Consider the following 17,760-nt stretch of genomic DNA (forward strand, 5'->3'; position numbering starts at 1 on the left):
GAGTGTAACGCTTCATTAACCATTTTTGACGAGACTGATTGCATCCCGGGACCGTGGTCAGGAGCGCGCGGTTGAAGGGCGGGAGGAACGCATGAAGCCGTCAATCGTCGCGTCCGAGGGGCGCCCGCATCCGGGTCGGTCCCTCAAACAGGCGATCGATACCCAGCAGCTCGGGCTGACGCTCCGCACCGTCTACGAGGGCAGCGTCGACAGGCAGCCGATCACCGACACCCACGTGGAACTGCTCCTGCGCCTGCGCCAGAAGGAGCGGGAGCTTCGTCGGGCCGGATAAGGCTCCCGTCCGGGACGCATCATCCCCGAATCAGTTTTCGTTTCCGCGGAAAGTATTTTTCGGACACATCGCCGAGCGCTACCAGCGCCGCGAACCGGGCCGCCGACGGTATTCCGCCGCCCGGATCTGGGTCAGGATCCGATCGAGATCCACCAGAAGTTCGGCCTCCTCGACGCGCGCCTGGGCGATGGCGTCGGCATCGGTGCCGAAGCGCTGGCGCGCCTGCGCCAAGGTCAGCGCGCGCTCCACAGCCTCACGGTCGGCATGCAGCGCTAGCCATGCGGCGTCCGAACCTGCCGCATCGGGACCTTTCTCTGCGTCGGTCCCCTGGTCAGCCACGATCCGAACACCTTCCTGAAGCCGCGGGCAGCATCGTCCGCCGATCGGCCGGGGCCGACACCGGGCTTGAACGCGCGAGCGCCCCGAACCGTGCCGTCTTTGGTGCGGCGCGGTGTCATGGCGGTGTCATCTCTCTGTCGTAACGCCCGGCCCATCGGGCGGCCGGCGCCGGGTCTCTTGGAAGACCGGACGCACAGCTCTGCCGCGGGCATGGGCTTGCCGGCAGGGAGGCGCAGGCTTTCGCCCGACGGCAACGGAGATACCCTTGAGACCCTTCGCTTACGCGCTCGCCGTCGGCCTCGCGACGGTTCAGTTGGCGTCCGCGGCACTCGCTGCCGATATCACGGGTGCCGGCGCCACGTTCCCGTTCCCGGTCTACTCCAAGTGGGCCGAAGCCTACCGCAAGGAGACCGGCTCCGGACTGAATTACCAGTCCATCGGCTCGGGCGGCGGCATCAAGCAGATCCAGGCCAAGACCGTCGATTTCGGCGCCACCGACGCGCCGCTCAAGGGCGAGCAGCTGGCCAAGGACGGCCTCGTCCAGTTCCCGACCGTGATGGGCGGCGTCGTGCCGGTGGTGAACATCGCCGGCCTCGAGCCCGGCAAGCTGAAGCTCACCGGCGACATCCTGGCCGACATCTACGCCGGCAAGATCTCGAAGTGGTCCGATCCGCGGATCGCGAAGCTCAACGAGGGCCTGAAGCTCCCCGACGCCACCATCACCCCGGTCTACCGGTCGGACGCTTCGGGCACGACCAACATCTTCACCACCTACCTGTCCCAGGCCTCCGAGACCTGGAAGAAGGAATACGGCGCGGCCACCACGATCTCCTGGCCGGTCGGGCAGGGCGGCAAGGGCAACGAGGGCGTGACCGCCACCGTGAAGCAGGTGCCGAACGCCGTCGGCTACGTCGAATCCGCCTACGCCAAGCAGAACAAGCTCGCTTACGCCCTGCTGCAGAACAAGGCCGGCAAGTATCCGCAGCCGGAAGACAAGGCATTCCAGGCGGCTGCCGCCAGCGCGGACTGGAAGTCGGCGCCGGGCTTCGGTATCTCGCTGACCAACCAGCCGGGCGACGACGCGTGGCCGATCACGGCGGCGACGTTCATCCTTGTCCACAAGGAACCGGCTGATCCGGCCAAGGCCGCCGATACGCTCAAGTTCTTCGATTGGGCCTACAAGAACGGCGACAAGCTCGCCTCGGACCTCGATTACGTCCCGCTTCCGGACAACGTCGTCGGTCTGATCCACGAAGAGTGGAAATCCGTGAAGGGTAAGGACGGTAAGCCCGTCTTCAACATGTGAGTGAGACGGGGAGGGGGTGTGTCGCCCCCTCCCTCGCGCCGCGGCCCGCACCGCGCTACCACGCCCCCTTCGCAGAGAATCGCGGATGCCCGCTTTGACCGAGACGATTGCCCTCGCACGACCCCGCGCCGCCGCCGCGCGCAAAGGGCCGAGCCGGAGCCTCGACACCCTGTTCCGGGTCTGCTCCTACGGCGCGGCCTTGTTCGTGCTCGTCGTGCTCGCCGGAATCCTGGGGTCGATCCTGTACGGCGGCTGGCCCGCCTTCCGCGAATTCGGCTTCGCCTTCCTGACCTCGAGCGCCTGGAACGTTGGGACCGAGCAGTACGGCTCCCTGGTCGCCGTGATCGGCACCGTGGCCTCCGCCACCCTGGCGCTGCTGATCGGCGTGCCGGTCTCCCTGGGGATCGCCGTCTACCTTACCCAGCTCTGCCCGGGCTGGGCGCGCAAGCCGGTGGCGATGACCATCGAGCTGCTCGCCGCGGTGCCGAGCATCATCTACGGCATGTGGGGCCTGTTCGTGTTCGCGCCGCTCTTCGCGCGCTTCATCCAGATCCCGGTTTCCAACCTTGTCGAGGGCATGCCGATCGTTGGCACGCTGTTCTACGCCCGGGTGCCGTCCGGCGTTGGCGTGTTCACCGCCGGCATCATCCTGGCGATCATGATCGTGCCGTTCATCGCATCGATCGCCCGCGACATGCTCGACCAGATCCCCACCGTCCTGCGCGAGAGCGCCTACGGGATCGGCTGCACCACCTGGGAGGTGGTCCGCCACGTGCTGGTGCCGCAGGCCTCCGTCTCGATCATCGGGGCGATCATGCTCGGGCTCGGGCGGGCGCTCGGCGAGACGATGGCGGTGACCTTCGTGATCGGCAACGCCAACCGCCTCTCCGCCTCGATCTTCGACCCGAGCTCCACCATCGCGTCGCGCATCGCCAACGAGTTCAACGAGGCGGACGGTCTCCAGCTCAACGCGCTGATGGCTCTGGGCTGCATCCTGTTCGTCATCACCTTCGTGGTGCTCATCATCGCCCGGCTGCTGACGCGCCGCGTCAAGGCTGCCTGAGGAGGGCTCACGATGGACGCGTCCAACCCCATGACCCTCTCCGAATCTGCACCGCGCCGCACGGGGCGCGTCCGCTCCAGCCGGCGGATCGCCGACCGGGTGCTGCGGACCGCTTGCCTCGTCGCCACGATCGTCGGCGCCGTGGTGCTCGGCTCGATCCTGCTGATGCTGATCATCCAGGGCGTGCAGGGCTTCACGCCCGCCATGTTCACGCACCCGACCCCGGGGCCCGGCTCCGAGGGCGGCGGCATCGCCAACGCGATCCTCGGCAGCCTGGTGCTCACCGGGATCGGGATCACGATCGCGACGCCGATCGGCGTCATGGCCGGGACCTACCTGGCCGAGTACGGCCGGTTCTCCAAGATCGCCGGGCTGATCCGCTTCCTCAACGACATCCTGCTCTCGGCGCCCTCGATCCTGATCGGCCTGTTCGTCTACACCCTGATGGTGCGGCCGATGGGGACCTATTCGGGCTGGGCCGGCGGCGTGGCGCTCGCGATCATCGCCGTGCCGGTGATCGTGCGGACCACCGAGGACATGATGCGCCTGGTGCCGGGCACCCTGCGCGAGGCCGGGGCGGCGCTCGGCGCCCCGCCCTCGACGGTGATCATGAGCGTCACGTGGCGGGCGGCCTCGGCCGGCATCGTCACCGGGATCATCCTGGCCCTGGCCCGGATCGCCGGCGAGACCGCGCCGCTGCTGTTCACGGCGCTCAACAACAATTCCTGGTTCTCGCCCGACTTGATGGGCGGCGTCGCGAACCTGCCGGTGATGATCTACCAGTTCGCCCTCTCGCCCTACCCGAACTGGCAGAGCCTCGCCTGGGCCGGGGCGCTCCTGATCACCGCGACGATCCTGGTGCTGTCGATCATCGCCCGTCTCGTCATCAAGCCGCAGATGTCGCGCTAGACGTCTGGTTTTGCATCATCTTTCCCGAAAGCCGGAAGCCACCTTTCGGGCTGATGCTTTGAGACCCTTCTCGAGGACACGACGATGAACGCCGCCTCCGCGATCCCCACGGTCGATCTCACCCGCAACCACGCCAACGAGGGCGGGGCGGTCCGGATCGCCGTGAAGGGTTTGAACTTCTACTACGGCAGCTTCCACGGGCTGAAGAACGTCGACATCAACTTCCACGACCGGCAGGTCACGGCTTTGATCGGACCGTCCGGCTGTGGCAAGTCCACCCTGCTGCGCTGCTTCAACCGGATCTACAGCCTCTACCCGGAGCAGCGGGCCGAGGGGCAGATCCTGCTCGACGGCCAGAACGTGCTCGACCCCTCCGTCGACCTGAACGAGTTGCGCGCGCGCATCGGCATGGTGTTCCAGAAGCCGACGCCGTTCCCGATGTCGATCTACGACAACGTCGCCTTCGGGCTGCGTCTCTACGAGAAGCTGCCGAAATCCGAACTCGACGGGCGGGTGGAGCAGGCTTTGCGCAAGTCCGCCCTCTGGGATGAGGTCAAGGACAAGTTGCGCCAGGCCGGCACCGGGCTCTCGGGCGGACAGCAGCAGCGCCTGTGCATCGCGCGCACCGTGGCCCAGAGCCCGGAGGTGATCCTGTTCGACGAGCCGACCTCGGCGCTCGACCCGATCTCCACCGGCCGCATCGAGGAGTTGATCGAGCAGCTGCGCGACGAATTCACCATCGTCATCGTGACCCACAACATGCAGCAGGCGGCGCGCATCTCGCAGTTCACCGCCTTCATGTATCTCGGTGAACTGATCGAGTTCGGCCCGACCAACCGGATGTTCATGAATCCTGTCGAGCAGCGGACGCAGGATTACATCACCGGTCGCTTCGGCTAAGCATTCGCCGTAAAGTAGAGTACCGTTCCGGCGCCCATTCGGATGCCGCCCACAAGACTTGGAGCCGCGCCCGATCGCAAGGCTGCCGGTGCGGCTCCGGAACATGCTGCGTTGATCCGGGAACATCGGCTTGGTTCAGCCGATTGTGGTTGGGTGTTGGGTTTGGGACATCGATCCTCAACTCTCCGTCTTATGTCCTAGACTGCGCAAGGGATTGGATACCGGGGAACGCGCCGCGGTATCCGTGCTCGGAGCGGCGGGTTTCCGCCAGACCTCGCGGATCAAGGTTTGCGGGACGCCATCGAAGGATCCACCATGCCCGGCCATATCGTCAGCTCCTACGACACCGACCTGGATGACCTCCGCCGCTCGATTTCCGAGATGGGCGGCGTCGCCGAGAAGATGGCCGCCGAGGCGACCGACGCCCTGGTTCGCCGGGACGACACCCTCGCCCAGGCGGTGATCCTCGCAGACAAGCGGCTCGACGCGCTCCAGCGCGATATCGAGGAGCGGGCCGTGCTGCTCATCGCCCGGCGCCAGCCGCTGGCGATCGACCTGCGCGAGACCATCTCGGCGATCCGCGTCTCCGGCGACCTCGAGCGGATCGGCGACCTCGCCAAGAACGTCGCCAAGCGCGTCGTCGCGATCTCCGATCAGGCGCCCGCCCAGAAGATCGTGCTCGGCGTGCGCCACATGAGCGACCTCGCCGAGGCGCAGCTCAAGGACATCCTGGACGCCTATGCCAGCCGCGACGTCAAGGCCGCCTACGATGTCTGGGAACGGGATGGCGAGATCGACGCCCTGTACAATTCGCTGTTCCGCGAACTCCTGACCTACATGATGGAGGATCCGCGCAACATCTCGTTCTGCACGCATCTGCTGTTCTGCGCCAAGAACGTCGAGCGGATCGGCGACCACACCACCAACATCGCCGAGACGATCCACTACCTCGCCACCGGCGAGACGCTGGCGGGTGAGCGGCCGAAGAACGATGCGTCGAATTACGCGACGGTCGGCCCCGCCGCCACGGCCCCGTGACCCGCGGACCGCGTTGCGTCCGGGCAGCGCGCAATCCTCCTGTGGGGCAGAGTCAGATTGAGGGCGCGGGCGGGTTGAGGGAGCGCGGCGTCTGCCGCACCATCGTCCCGTCCGGGCGATCCGGCGCGGGCGAGCCGTCCGGTGCCGTCTACGGAACAGGTTATCGAACGTGAGCATGCAAGTCCTGATCGTCGAGGACGAGGAGGCCCTGACCACCCTGCTGCGCTACAACCTCGAAGCCGAGGGTTTTCTGGTGGATTCCGCCACGCGCGGCGACGACGCGGAGCTGCTTCTGGCCGAGCGCACGCCCGATCTCGTTCTGCTCGACTGGATGTTGCCGGGCCTCTCGGGGATCGAACTGTGCCGCCGCATCCGGGCCCGGCGCGAGACCGAGCGGCTACCGGTGATCATGCTCACCGCCCGGGGCGAGGAGGGCGATCGGGTCCGGGGCCTCGGCACGGGTGCCGACGACTACATCGTCAAGCCGTTCTCGGTCCCGGAGCTGCTCGCCCGGGTGCGGGCGCTGCTGCGCCGGGCCAAGCCCTCCCATGTGGCGGATCGTCTGGCAGCGGGCGACATCGAGCTCGACCGCACCGGCCATCGGGTCCGCCGCGCCGGCGAGGAACTCCATCTCGGCCCGACCGAGTTCCGGCTGCTCGAATTCCTGATGCTGGCGCCTGGCCGGGTCTTCTCCCGCGAGCAGCTCCTCGACGGGGTCTGGGGCCACGACGTCTATATCGACGAGCGCACCGTGGACGTGCATGTCGGGCGCCTGCGCAAGGCGCTCAACGCCCCGCGGCAGGCCGACCCGATCCGCACGGTTCGAGGCTCGGGCTACGCTTTCGACGAGACGTTTTTGCTGGAAGCCTAGCGCGCCGTTCCGGTCAGCGGACCAGCGCCGCGTTCTTGCCGGCAGCCGGCACCATCTCCAGGGCCGACAGAACCGTCCCCTCGGTGAGGATCTGCGGCAGCACCTGCGGCTCGCCGGTCCCCGTGTAGAGCAGGTACAGCGGCACGCCGCTGCGCCCGTGCGTCTCCAGGAGGCGGGTGATCTCGGGGTTCTGGTTGGTCCAGTCGCCCATTAGGTAGGTGACACCCCTGTCCGCCATCGCTGTCCGCACCGCCTTGGTCGAGAGCGAGGTCGTCTCGTTGACCGCGCAGGTGATGCACCACGCAGCGGTCATGTTCACGAAGACCGGCCGGTGCTCGTTCACCAGGGTGTCGAGGCGGGCCTGGGTGAACGGCTCGATGCCGTTGGCGGCCGCTTGGGCAGCTGGGGCGGCCCGGTCGCGGTCGAGGGTCAGGGTGAGCGCCGCGACAGCCACGATCGTCAGCGCTGCAAGCCCTTGGACGATCCGCCCGACCCGCGGAGCCGTAGCGCGCCCGTGTTCCCAGGCCCAGGCGGCGAAGCCCACCAGCACCAGGCCGATCAGCGCGGCGAGCAGCCCCTGCGGACCGACCTGCTGCGCCAGGACCCAGACCAGCCACGCCACCGTGGCGTAGACCGGGAAGGCCAGGACCTGCTTCAGGGTCTCCATCCAGGCGCCCGGCCGCGGCAGCGCCCGCAGGGCCGGCGGCCACAGGGTGAGCGCCAGGAAGGGCAGGGCGAGGCCGAGCCCGAGGCTCGCGAACACCGCGAGGGCGACGCCGGCGCTCTGCGTCAGGGCAAAGCCCACCGCCGAGCCCATGAACGGCGCCGTGCAGGGGGTCGCCACCAGGGTCGCGAGGACGCCCGTGAAGAACGAACCGCTGAGCCCCGAGCGCCGGGCCAGCCCGTCGCCGAGGCCGGCGAGACGCCCGCCGAGATGGAACACACCCGACAGGCTCAAGCCCATCGCGAGAAGTAAGTAAGCAAGCCCGGCCACCACGGCCGGCGATTGCAACTGAAATCCCCAGCCGATCGCCGCCCCGCCGCCCTTGAGGGCGAGCAACAGACCGGCCAGCCCGAGGAAGCTCGCCAGCACGCCGGCTGTGTAGGCGAGGCCGTGCAGCCGGACCCGGGCGGCGCTCTCGCCCGCGTGCCGCACAAGGCCAAGCACCTTGATCGACAGGACCGGGAAGACACAGGGCATCAGGTTGAGGATCAGGCCGCCGAGGAAGGCGAGCCCGGCCGCGGTCGCCAGCGTCAGCGCGTCGAACGCGGGGGTGGGCGGCGGCGTCGCCAAGGTCTCGGCCGCCACCGCCGAGGCCGGCGGGACCGGCTCGTCCCCGTACGCGAAGGCGAGGCGATGCGTGCCGGCGCCGGTCGCCTCCTCGACGGTCAGCACCCCCGGCAGGGCGGCCGGTGCCGGCTCGGCCGGGTTGCTCCGGGCGAGCGTGAGATGCAGGCCGGATTCGTCGATCGCCATCACCTGGGCGGCGGCGTTGTCGATCGCGGTCTCGGAATAGGGGAAGAAGGCCACGCCCTTGATGGTCTCGGGCTTGAGGCCGGCCGCGGCAAAATCGAGTTGCAGCGTGTCGCCCTGGCTCGAGAGGCGCACAGGCCAGAGCGCCGGGGCGGGCAGGGCGGCCCGGGCGCGCTCGAACAGGGCGGTCTGGCCCGCGTCCGGCCGGGGCTCGCCCGCCGGCAGGGTCAGGGCGAGATCGGCGGAGCCGGGCACGCATTCGGTCTCGCAGACCAGATAGGTCAGCTTGGCCTGGATCCGCACCGGATCGGCCGGGTCGAGGCTCGGCGGCGGCGTGACCGGCACGAGCAGCGTGACCTCGCCCTCGTAGCCGTAATTCATCAGCGTCGCGATCGCGATGCGCTCAGGCGCCGGCCACTGGATCGCGCCCGCGTTGAATCCCGCCGGCAGGGTCCAGGTTACCTCCGGCGGCAGGCCGGAATCGCCCGGATTGCGCCAGTAGACGTGCCAGCCCGGCTTCACCTGCATCCGCACCGCCAGCGTGAACGGCTGCGCCCCGGCCACCGCCACCGGCTCGGCCACGAGGCTCGCCCGCACGAGATCGGGCGGCGTGCGGAAGCCCTGCGCCGACGCGGCCGACAGGCTCGCGGCGAGCATCAGGAGCAGGAAGGCGAGGCGGCGGATCATGCTGTCCCTTCGCGCGCGGAGCGCCCGCGGTTTCACCCGGATGTCTTCGGGACCGGGGCGGGCTTTTCCGTGACGAGGCCTCTTATAGCGCGGGGGTCAGCGCCCTGTCCTCCGCTCAGCGCGGTGAGGCCGAGACCATGACGCCGCTGGGGTCGCTCAGCGGGGCTCGAACAGGATGAGGTAGAGGAACGCCCGTCGCTGATCCGCCCTCAGATGGGCCAGCCGGTTGACCGCGGACCGGGCGGTCTGAAGCGCCGCCCGCGCGTCGGTTTGCAGGAACGACAGGGATGGATCGTAGTCGGCGGCGTGCCGCCGATCCTGCAATTCCGAAGCGGCCCCGGCAATCGTGATGACGTGACCACCAAATCCACCGGGCGGCTCATACCGCCTGATCTTCGGCTTGAGCGTCGCGGCCTGGAGATCGTTGCAGATGCTTTTCAAACGCTGGTGAGAGACTGAACGATACGCCAGCGTCCAGAGCGGATCCTTGCGCCGCGTCCGCCCCACCGCCTCGTCGGCCGCAGCCGTCAGGATCGCGTGAAACAGGCCGTAATAGGCGTTGGAGAAGGTACGGCGCAGATCAGCCTGCCGCAACGAGCCGCGGCCGATTTGGAGAAGAAGCGCATCTGCCTGGCTGAACAGATGCTCGGGATTAATCAGCGCCAAGTTCGTCGAGCTCGCGCTGCTCGGCATACTCGACGACCACGCGCAGCGTCTCGCCGGCCTTCTGCAAGGCTTTGCGGATAGCCAAGCCGGCATCAAGCAGCTTGTCGCCATCGAGCTGGTCGATCGCGTTGTCGGAGACGATCAGCTGGACGCGCCGAACGTCCTCGCCGTCGGAGCCTTCCATGTCGCCGAGGCGGACATCCTGCACCACGGCGCTGCCGAAGGATGCGTTGGCTGCCTTCTTCGCGACTTCGGCGAGATCTGGAGAACGTCTGGGCATGATCCGGCGACCTTCTACAATCCCGGCGGGTTCGCCTGCGACGAAACCGAACGCCCGATCAGCCAAGTCGTCCACACAATCTGTCGAGCCGGCCTCGGTCACACAAGGGCGCGAAGGCCATTCTCGGAGCGGCTTCCCCGCATTCAACCCGCCAGAGGCGCCGTCGCGCGTTCCAGCCACACGCGCGTTTCCGCGTCGACGAGCGGTGCCAGGATGTCACGCACCCGGGCGTGATAGGCGTCGATCCAAGTCCGCTCTTCCGGCGCGAGCAGGTCCGGGCGGATCAGCCGCCGGTCGTAGGGGGCGAGCGTCAGGGTCTCGAAGCCGAGCATCGGGCGCTCGCCGCCGGGGATCGCGCGCGGCTCGACCAGGATGAGGTTCTCGATCCGGATGCCGTAGGCGCCGGGCGCGTAGTAGCCCGGCTCGTTCGACAGGATCATGCCGGGCTCCAGCGCCACGGTCCCGGTCTTGGCGATGCGCTGCGGCCCCTCGTGCACGGACAGGAAGGCGCCGACGCCGTGGCCGGTGCCGTGATCGAAATCGAGCCCGGCCTGCCAGAGCGGGGCACGGGCGAAGGCGTCGATCTGGGCGCCGGTGGTGCCCTTCGGGAAGACCGCCCGGGCGATGGCGATGTGCCCCTTCAGTACCCGGGTGAAGCGGTCGCGCATCGCCTCCGTCGGTTCGCCGACCGCGACCGTCCGGGTGATGTCGGTGGTGCCGTCCGGGTATTGCGCGCCCGAATCGATCAGGAACAGCTCGCCCGGCCGCACGACCCGATCGCTGGCGCGGGTGACCCGGTAATGCACGATCGCGCCGTTCGGGCCGGAGCCCGAGATCGTCGGGAACGACACGTCGCGCAGGTCGCCGCCGGCTGCGCGGACATCCTCCAGAGCCTCCACGGCGGCGATCTCGCTCAAGCTCCCCGCGGCGGCGGCGCCGTCGAGCCAGGCCAGGAAGCGCACGACGCTGGCGCCGTCGCGGGTATGGGCGGCGCGGGCGCCTGCGATCTCGGCGGCGTTCTTGACCGCCTTCATGGCGGTGATCGGGTCCTTGCCGATATCGGCGGTCCCGCCCGCGGCCTCGATCTTCTCCTTCAGGGCGACGGCGCCCGTCGCGGCATCGACCCGGACGCGCACGCCGCTGAAGGAGCCGAGCCCGTCATCGAGGTCGGCCCGCGACAGGATCTCTGCGACCGGCGCCAGGGCCGTGCGCAAAGCCGGATCGACCTTGGGGGAAGACAGGAACAGCCGAGCCCGCCCCTCGCGGGGCAGGATCGCGTAGCCGAGCGCCAGGGGCGTATGGCCGACATCGGCGCCGCGCAGGTTGAATGCCCAGGCGAGGTTGTGCGGGTCCGAGATCACCAGGGCGTCGCAGCCGCCCTCGGCCAGGGCTTCGCGCACGCGGGTGAGTTTCTCAGCGACCGTCTCGCCCGCGAAGGCCTCGGGATGGATGACCACCGGCCCGGCGGGCGGCTTTGGCCGGCCAGCCCAGACGGCATCGACCAGGTTCGGCACCGCCCGCACCGAACCGCCGGCCTTCACCGCGGCCCGCTCCAGGCGCGCGACGCCGTCCGAGGTGTGCAGCCAGGGATCGTAGCCCAGCACCTGATCGCGCTTGAGGCTGTCGGCGATCCAGGCCTCGGCGGTCGATTCGGCCAGCGGCACCACGGTGACCACACCGGTATCGACCTGCTCGGGCGCCTGCAGGGTGTAGCGGCCATCGACGATCAGGGCTGCGGACTCCATGAGGATCACCGCCGTCCCGGCCGATCCGGTGAAGCCGGTGAGCCAGGCCAAACGCTCCGCGTCCGCGGGGACGTATTCGGATTGGTGCTCGTCGGCGCGAGGCACCACGAAGCCGTCCAGCGCCGCCTCGCGCAAAGCCGCGCGCAACGCCTCGATCCGCTCGGCGCCCTTGCGATGGCTCGGATCGTCGAAGGTCTGGAATCGGTGGCGGGGCGGACTGGGCTCTGTCATGCCGAGAGCCTATCGCCCGGCGGTCCATGATCGCAACCGCATCGGACCCATCGTGAGATCCATAGACGAAGCCATAACCTAGGGTTTAGCATCGCGGACAATCTTATCACGCCCGTTCTTTGCCCTATCTTCCCAGTCATGCCACGCCGCGTCTTCTACCGGATCAGCGACAGACCCGACGGCCTCTTCGACGCCATCACCACGATCGAGCCCGACACCGTGATTCGGCGCGACGGTTTCGGCTCGCTGGCGGAGGCCGAGGAGTGGGTCGACGGTTTGCGCGTCCTGATGGCGGCGTTGGGCGCTCCGGTGGCGCAGAGGGATGACGCGGAAAACTCGGCCGTTGAGACGACGTCGGAGGATTCAGCCTTGTTCAGGCAGTTGCGGACCGCGCGATAGGTGGCGCCCCGCCGATCAGGCGTCCGCGATCGGCAGATCCCGGGCTCGGCCGGTCGGGACGCCGTCATAGCCCTTCAGCCAGGCGATGCGGGCCGGCGACGCCGCCGGATAGGGACAGGCATCTTTCGGCCGGCCGCGGGCCCGAGCCTGCGCGCCCTCGGTGATGGGATCGGCGAGCGGATCGTGGTGCGGCGGCTGGCTCATGCCCGGGCAATGCGCCGGCCGGACGCCGGTTCAGCGCCGGGGCCGCTTCGCCGCACCGCCGCGGGCCAGGACCAGGGCGACCCAGCCCTCGATCAGGCCGTGCCGCACGAGGTGGAAACCCTGGTGGCGATAGGCCGAGAGCACGCCCGCCACGTCGCGTTCGATCAGCCCGGACAGGACCAGCACCCCCGCGGGGGCGACTACCCGGGACAGGGTCGGGGCAAGGCGCCGCAGGGGTCGCGCCAGGATGTTGGCGAAGACGAGGTCGAAGTGCCGCGGCCTGTCCGCGAGCCGGTGGCGCACGCCCGGCCCTTCGTAGAGCTTGAGGTAGGGTCCGAGACCGTTGAGACGCGCGTTCTCCCGGGCGGTGCGCACCGCCACGCCGTCGAGATCGCCGGCCACCACCGGCTGCCGCAGGGCCTTGGCGGCCGCAAAGGCCAGGATACCGGTCCCGGTACCCACATCCAGGACATGGGCCGGACGCCGCTGCTTCAGTTCAGAGACCAGGGCGTGCAGGCAGCCGAGGGTGGTGCCGTGATGGCCCGTGCCGAAGGCGAGGGCGGCCTCGATCTCGATCGGCAGGTCGTTGCCGCGCACCGCGTCGCGGTCGTGCGCGCCGTGGACGAGGAAGCGGCCGGCCCGGACCGGATTGAGCCCCTCCAAGGAGGTGCGGACCCAATCCTGCTGCTCGATGGTGCGGAACTCGGCCACGTCCGCTTCGTCCCCGATCACCGGGCGGATCAAGTCGCGGACGTAATCCTCGTCCGGCGCGTCGGCGAAGTAGGCTTCGAGCCGCCAGGTGCGGCCATCCGCATCCTCGAACGCCGCGACGGCGGTCTCGGTGGGATCGAACATCTCGCCCAGCAGATCCGTCATCGCCCGGGCCGACCGCTCGTCGGTCGTCAGGCGCAGGATGTGAGTCGGGCGGTGGGGCGGCAGACCTTCGAGCATGATGCCGGGCTGTAGCCCCGGAGCGCGCCGCATCACAGGGGCAGACGCGAAAAATCCGCATCCGGTGCCCCGATCTCGCAGCGCCGGAGACCAGGATTGCTGATTTGTTGCTGCTGCGACACATCTAACAATCGGCGCGCCGAAAACGATTTAAATCAGTTTCCGATCACAATTTCTCTGATTACAACAGTCTCGGCCTCCCCAAGGCTAGACCCTCAACTCTGGCGCGCCGATCTTCGTGAACCGGCGCGCCCGTTTTGATCAATGACAGCGCCACCATGAACTCATCCCTGCTCGTCAGCGTCGCCGTCACCCTCACCACGACCCTTGTGGTCACGCTTTGGGCCGTCCTGGTTGCGACCGGGATGACGCCGGCGCCCGATACCGAAACGCGCGAGCGGCGGGACATTCGGACCTGGTGAGCCGGAAATCCGGATTCGCGGCGGGGAGCGCCCAGGAATGCGGCAGGATGTCTGCGCGTTAACCACAGAATCCACCGATTGCCTGCGGAACCGGCGACAGGAGCCGGCGTTTTTGCCGGCTTTCGCCAGAGGCGTGATCGAGCAGGGTGCGTACAGCGTGACCAAGTCCAGGCGTTCCGGACCGCGCGGACCCGTCGTCGTCAACGACGGCGCCGTCCGTCCTTCACCGCGCGAGCGGCTCTTCGGCGGTCCGGCGCCGGACGGCCCGTTGCCGGGTCATCTCCTGGTCCTGCTGAGCCAGCTGCACCGCGCCGAGGCGGCGCCACGGGAGCGCCGGGAGACGCCGCACACGTGAACCCAGGGGGCCGTCTGGGCCGACAGCCTGAACGGCGCTTGGCCCGCGGGGGCGCCCGTCTTAAGGTCGATGGCGAAGGCGGCCTGCCGACGGGTCGCCCCAGGGGATGCCCGAGCCGATGCGACTCACCCGACGGATCTGGACCCTGCTCGCCGTGCTGGCCCTCGTGCCGGCGGCCGGCCCGACCCGAGCCGTCGATCCGGTCGTGGTCTTCGCGGCGGCGAGCCTGAAGAACGCGCTGGACGACGCGGCTGCCGGCTGGACGAAGGAGACCGGCAAGACCACCCGGATCTCCTATGCGGGCTCGAACGCGCTCGCCAAGCAGATCGAGGCCGGGGCACCGGCCGACCTGTTCATCTCGGCCGATCAGGCCTGGATGGACTATGCCGAGAAGGCCGGCAGCCTGAAGCCGGGCTCGCGCATCGACCTCCTGCGCAACGCGCTGGTGCTGGTCGCCTCCGGTCCGAAGAAGCCCGGCTCGGATCCGCGAGTCGCCCTGGCACCGGATCTCGGCTCGACGCTCACCCGGATCCTCGAGGGCGGCAAGCTGGCCATGGCCACGATCGACGCCGTCCCGGCCGGGAAATACGGCAAGGCCGCCCTCGAGAAACTCGGCGCCTGGGACTCCGTGAAGGGGCAGGTCGCGCAGGCCGAGAACGTCCGCGCCGCCCTGCTGCTCGTCGCCCGGGGCGAGGCGCCGCTGGGCATCGTCTACGCCACCGACGCGGCCGCAGATCCGAGCGTGCACGTGGTCGCGACCTTCCCGTCCGACAGCCACCCGCCGATCGTCTATCCCGCGGCCCTCCTCAAGGATTCGGCCAACCCGGATGCCGCCGCCCTGCTAACCTATCTGCGCGGCCCGGCAGCCCGGGGCTTCTTCGAACGCCAGGGCTTCACGGTGGTCGAGAAGCCCGGCGTCAGCCAGTAGCCGCCCGCGCCCACGGCCTTGCTCGGCCTGCCCCCCGACGCCTGGACGGCCGTCGCCCTGAGTCTGCGGGTGGCGAGCGTGGCGACGCTCGCGAGCCTGCTGCCCGGGCTCGCGGTGGCGTGGCTGCTGGCAAGGCGCCGGTTCCCCGGCCGCGCGCTCCTCGACGGGTTGGTCCACCTGCCGCTGATCCTGCCGCCGGTGGTGACCGGCTATCTGTTGCTTTTGGCGCTCGGCCGGCGCGGCGTCCTCGGCAGCGCGCTCGCGGAGATCGGCATCGTCTTCTCGTTCCGCTGGACCGGGGCGGCCCTGGCCTGCGCGGTGATGGGCTTCCCGCTGATGGTGCGGGCGATGCGGCTGTCGATCGAGGCGGTCGATCCCAAGCTCGAACAGGCGGCCGGCACCCTCGGGGCCGGCCCGCTCGCCGTGTTCCTCACCGTCACGCTGCCGCTGAGCCTGCCGGGCTGCATCGCGGGCGCCGTGCTCGCCTTCGCCAAGGCGATGGGCGAGTTCGGGGCGACGATCACCTTCGTGTCGAACATCCCCGGAGAGACCCAGACCCTGCCCTCGGCGATCTACACGCTGATCCAGGTCCCGGGTGGGGAGGGGCCGGCCCTGCGCCTGACCTTGATCTCGGTCGCCCTGTCGGTCACGGCCCTGCTGGTCTCGGAGTTCCTGGCGTCGCGCGTCGCGCGCCGGCTGAGGGCGGATTGAATGGCGGCCCGATCGACCGCGTGCTGGCGCGACCGCCGCTCAGGCATAGGCGTAGGGGCCGCCCCGCTCCAGGGCCTTTCGGTAGGCCGGGCGGGCATGGATGCGCGCGAGCCAAGCCTTAACCTGCGGCCCGGTGCCGGTTCCGCGGGCCGCGAAGGCTTCCAGAGGGAAGCTCATCATGATGTCGGCGGCGGTGAACGCCTCGCCACAGACATACGGCCGGTCGGCGAGTTCCTGCTCCCAGAACGCCGCGTGCCGCCGCAGGTCCGGATCGACGAAATTTTTAAGCACCGTCTCGGCGACCCGGCGGACCAGGGGCCGCAGCGCCCAAGGGCTCCCCGGCGCGAGGCGCGAAAAGACCAGCTTGAGCAGCAGCGGCGGCATGGCCGAGCCTTCGGCGTAGTGCAGCCAATAGGTGTAGCGCGCGCGCTCGGGCGTTCCCGGCGTGGGCACCAGGGCGCCCCCGGCCCGATCGGTCAGGTAGGTGACGATGGCGCCAGTCTCGGCCACCACGATCTCGTCCTCGGTGATGACCGGCGACTTGCCCAGCGGGTGGATGGAAGTGAGTTCCGGCGGCGCCCGCAGGGTCCGCGGATCCCGGGCGTAGCGCTTCACCGTGTAGGGCAGGCCGAGCTCTTCCAGCAGCCAGAGCACGCGCTGCGAGCGGCTGTTCTCGAGATGGTGGACGGTGATCATCGTGCGCGCTCCGTGGCGGGTGCCAACGCGCATCACCGCCTGCTGTGCCGCCGGGGGCGAATCGCGTGAGCATCAAGGTCGACCTCAACCTCCAGCGCGGCGCCTTCAGCCTGGAGGCAGCGTTCGAGGCCGGGCCGGGACTAACCGCTCTGTTCGGGCGCTCGGGCTCCGGCAAGACGACGCTGATCGACCTGATCGCCGGGCTGGCCCGGCCGGATCGCGGCCGGATCGTCGCCGACGGCGCCACGCTGGTGGACAGCGCGGCCGGCGTCTTCCTGCCGCCCCACCGGCGCCGGGTCGGGGTGGTGTTCCAGGATGCGCGGCTGTTCCCGCATCTCAGCGTGCGGAGCAATCTCGGCTACGGCCGCGTCTTCGGGCGCCAGCCCGCCGACCCGGCCGGATTCGCCGCGGTGACCGAAATGCTCGGGATCGGCCATCTCCTCGACCGGAGGCCCGCGGGCCTGTCCGGGGGCGAGCGCCAGCGGGTGGCGATCGGGCGAGCGCTGCTCGCCAAGCCGCGCCTGCTGCTGATGGATGAGCCGCTGGCGGCCCTGGACGAGGCCCGGAAGGCCGAGATCCTTCCCTATATCGAGCGCCTGCGCGACGAGGCCGGCGTGCCGATCGTCTATGTCAGCCATGCGGTCGCCGAGGTGGCGCGGCTCGCCACCACGGTGATCGTGCTGGAGGCGGGGCGCGTGGCCGCATCGGGTCCCGCCGAGGCGATCCTGCGCCGGGCCGACCTCGTTCCGGTCCATGAGGCGGAGGCGGGTGCGCTCCTCGACATGGTCGTCGGCGGGGCCGATCCGGAGACCGGACTCACCCGGCTCATGGGCCAAGCCGGGCAGCTGCTGGTGCCGGGCCTGGGCACGCGCCCGCTCGGGACCCGGCTGCGGGTGCGGATCCCCGCCCGCGACGTGCTGGTGGCGACCGAGCGCCCCCGGGGTTTGAGCGCGCGCAACATCCTCCCCGGCCGGATCGCGGCGCTGACCCCCGGCGGCGCCGAGGTGGCGGTGGAGATCGATTGCAACGGCGCGCTGATCGCCGCCCGCGTCACGGCGGTCGCGGTCCGCGAGCTGGGCTTGGCGCCGGGGCGCCCCGTCCACGCGGTGATCAAGAGCGCCGCCTTCGCCCCGTCGGAGATCGGGACGCTGCGGCCGGCCGTGGACATCTGACATCCGGTATTCGGCTCGAAACACTGGAATTCAGACAAACACTACAACCATTGATTAGAAAATCGATGCGACCATGGGTTGTGGCGCTGTCCAGGCGGCGTGCGTTCCGGAGGGCGTTTCG

21 protein-coding genes are annotated in these 17,760 nt (G+C 69.4%); 13 read left to right on the forward strand and 8 right to left on the reverse strand.

From position 1 onward, the window contains the following. Nucleotides 1–91: 91 nt before the first annotated feature. Nucleotides 92–292: a hypothetical protein gene (locus tag MKK67_RS20200; protein ID WP_243968733.1), complete on the forward strand. Its 201-nt coding sequence runs from the start codon at nt 92–94 to the stop codon at nt 290–292. A gap of 78 nt (nt 293–370) precedes the next feature. Here the strand turns inward: MKK67_RS20200 and MKK67_RS20205 are convergent, their stop codons facing one another. Then, a complete protein-coding gene (locus MKK67_RS20205; protein WP_243968735.1) occupies nt 371–631 on the reverse strand; it encodes a hypothetical protein in 261 nt (86 codons plus the stop codon). Nucleotides 632–896: 265 nt separating this feature from the next. On the opposite strand from MKK67_RS20205, the gene pstS reads away from it, so the two are divergent. The 6 genes from pstS to phoB all read left to right on the forward strand — a co-directional run bounded on the left by pstS (nt 897) and on the right by phoB (nt 6,718). Beyond that, entirely contained in the window at nt 897–1,937 is a 1,041-nt protein-coding gene (gene pstS, locus MKK67_RS20210; RefSeq protein WP_243968737.1) for a phosphate ABC transporter substrate-binding protein PstS, read from the forward strand. An 85-nt stretch (nt 1,938–2,022) separates the two neighbouring features. Then, the gene (pstC, locus tag MKK67_RS20215; protein ID WP_243968739.1) at nt 2,023–3,000 is read left to right on the forward strand and encodes a phosphate ABC transporter permease subunit PstC; all 978 of its coding nucleotides are present in this window, start codon (nt 2,023–2,025) and stop codon (nt 2,998–3,000) included. 12 nt (nt 3,001–3,012) lie between these two features. Further along, the gene (gene pstA / locus MKK67_RS20220; protein ID WP_243968741.1) at nt 3,013–3,909 is read left to right on the forward strand and encodes a phosphate ABC transporter permease PstA; all 897 of its coding nucleotides are present in this window, start codon (nt 3,013–3,015) and stop codon (nt 3,907–3,909) included. An 84-nt stretch (nt 3,910–3,993) separates the two neighbouring features. Beyond that, on the forward strand, nt 3,994–4,809 hold the full coding sequence (pstB, locus tag MKK67_RS20225) for a phosphate ABC transporter ATP-binding protein PstB (RefSeq protein WP_243968743.1): 816 nt from the start codon (nt 3,994–3,996) through the stop codon (nt 4,807–4,809). 315 nt (nt 4,810–5,124) lie between these two features. Continuing rightward, nucleotides 5,125–5,847: a phosphate signaling complex protein PhoU gene (gene phoU, locus MKK67_RS20230; RefSeq protein WP_058191433.1), complete on the forward strand. Its 723-nt coding sequence runs from the start codon at nt 5,125–5,127 to the stop codon at nt 5,845–5,847. Between the two features lie 175 nt (nt 5,848–6,022). Then, a complete protein-coding gene (gene phoB, locus MKK67_RS20235; RefSeq protein WP_243968977.1) occupies nt 6,023–6,718 on the forward strand; it encodes a phosphate regulon transcriptional regulator PhoB in 696 nt (231 codons plus the stop codon). Nucleotides 6,719–6,731: 13 nt separating this feature from the next. On the opposite strand, the gene MKK67_RS20240 is transcribed toward phoB, so the two are convergent. The 4 genes from MKK67_RS20240 to MKK67_RS20255 form a co-directional block, all read right to left on the reverse strand. Continuing rightward, nucleotides 6,732–8,879 (reverse strand): protein-disulfide reductase DsbD family protein, encoded by a 2,148-nt coding sequence (locus tag MKK67_RS20240; protein ID WP_243968745.1) that lies wholly within the window; start codon nt 8,877–8,879, stop codon nt 6,732–6,734. A 156-nt stretch (nt 8,880–9,035) separates the two neighbouring features. Further along, the gene (locus MKK67_RS20245; RefSeq protein WP_243968747.1) at nt 9,036–9,545 is read right to left on the reverse strand and encodes a hypothetical protein; all 510 of its coding nucleotides are present in this window, start codon (nt 9,543–9,545) and stop codon (nt 9,036–9,038) included. Continuing rightward, nucleotides 9,532–9,900, reverse strand: a complete 369-nt coding sequence (locus tag MKK67_RS20250; RefSeq protein WP_243968749.1) for a hypothetical protein — start codon at nt 9,898–9,900, stop codon at nt 9,532–9,534. Before MKK67_RS20250 ends, MKK67_RS20245 begins: the two co-directional genes overlap by 14 nt. Nucleotides 9,901–9,968: 68 nt before the next feature. Beyond that, on the reverse strand, nt 9,969–11,801 hold the full coding sequence (locus MKK67_RS20255; RefSeq protein ID WP_243968751.1) for an aminopeptidase P family protein: 1,833 nt from the start codon (nt 11,799–11,801) through the stop codon (nt 9,969–9,971). 138 nt (nt 11,802–11,939) lie between these two features. On the opposite strand from MKK67_RS20255, the gene MKK67_RS20260 reads away from it, so the two are divergent. Next, nucleotides 11,940–12,200: a hypothetical protein gene (locus MKK67_RS20260; protein ID WP_243968753.1), complete on the forward strand. Its 261-nt coding sequence runs from the start codon at nt 11,940–11,942 to the stop codon at nt 12,198–12,200. A 15-nt stretch (nt 12,201–12,215) separates the two neighbouring features. Here MKK67_RS20260 and MKK67_RS20265 read toward each other — a convergent pair whose 3' ends face one another. After that, a complete protein-coding gene (locus MKK67_RS20265) occupies nt 12,216–12,404 on the reverse strand; it encodes an Rmf/CrpP family protein (RefSeq protein ID WP_243968755.1) in 189 nt (62 codons plus the stop codon). 30 nt (nt 12,405–12,434) lie between these two features. After that, the gene (locus MKK67_RS20270) at nt 12,435–13,355 is read right to left on the reverse strand and encodes a 50S ribosomal protein L11 methyltransferase (RefSeq protein WP_243968757.1); all 921 of its coding nucleotides are present in this window, start codon (nt 13,353–13,355) and stop codon (nt 12,435–12,437) included. Between the two features lie 278 nt (nt 13,356–13,633). Between MKK67_RS20270 and MKK67_RS20275 the strand changes: the two genes are divergently transcribed. From MKK67_RS20275 to modB, 4 genes are all read left to right on the forward strand, one after another. Next, nucleotides 13,634–13,777 carry a hypothetical protein gene (locus MKK67_RS20275; protein WP_243968759.1) on the forward strand — a complete coding sequence of 48 codons (144 nt, stop codon included), beginning with the start codon at nt 13,634–13,636 and terminating at the stop codon, nt 13,775–13,777. A 37-nt stretch (nt 13,778–13,814) separates the two neighbouring features. Continuing rightward, nucleotides 13,815–14,132: a hypothetical protein gene (locus MKK67_RS20280; protein WP_243968761.1), complete on the forward strand. Its 318-nt coding sequence runs from the start codon at nt 13,815–13,817 to the stop codon at nt 14,130–14,132. Nucleotides 14,133–14,250: 118 nt separating this feature from the next. Beyond that, on the forward strand, nt 14,251–15,060 hold the full coding sequence (gene modA / locus MKK67_RS20285) for a molybdate ABC transporter substrate-binding protein (RefSeq protein WP_243968762.1): 810 nt from the start codon (nt 14,251–14,253) through the stop codon (nt 15,058–15,060). An 18-nt stretch (nt 15,061–15,078) separates the two neighbouring features. Beyond that, nucleotides 15,079–15,771 (forward strand): molybdate ABC transporter permease subunit, encoded by a 693-nt coding sequence (modB, locus tag MKK67_RS20290; protein ID WP_243968766.1) that lies wholly within the window; start codon nt 15,079–15,081, stop codon nt 15,769–15,771. A 39-nt stretch (nt 15,772–15,810) separates the two neighbouring features. Here modB and MKK67_RS20295 read toward each other — a convergent pair whose 3' ends face one another. Further along, nucleotides 15,811–16,467 carry a glutathione S-transferase family protein gene (locus MKK67_RS20295; protein WP_243968768.1) on the reverse strand — a complete coding sequence of 219 codons (657 nt, stop codon included), beginning with the start codon at nt 16,465–16,467 and terminating at the stop codon, nt 15,811–15,813. Nucleotides 16,468–16,532: 65 nt separating this feature from the next. On the opposite strand from MKK67_RS20295, the gene modC reads away from it, so the two are divergent. Then, nucleotides 16,533–17,639: a molybdenum ABC transporter ATP-binding protein gene (gene modC / locus MKK67_RS20300; protein ID WP_243968770.1), complete on the forward strand. Its 1,107-nt coding sequence runs from the start codon at nt 16,533–16,535 to the stop codon at nt 17,637–17,639. The last annotated feature ends 121 nt before the right edge of the window (nt 17,640–17,760 follow it).

It is taken from the genome of Methylobacterium sp. J-072 (assembly GCF_022829425.1).
In the GTDB taxonomy this organism is placed as follows: Bacteria; Pseudomonadota; Alphaproteobacteria; order Rhizobiales; family Beijerinckiaceae; genus Methylobacterium.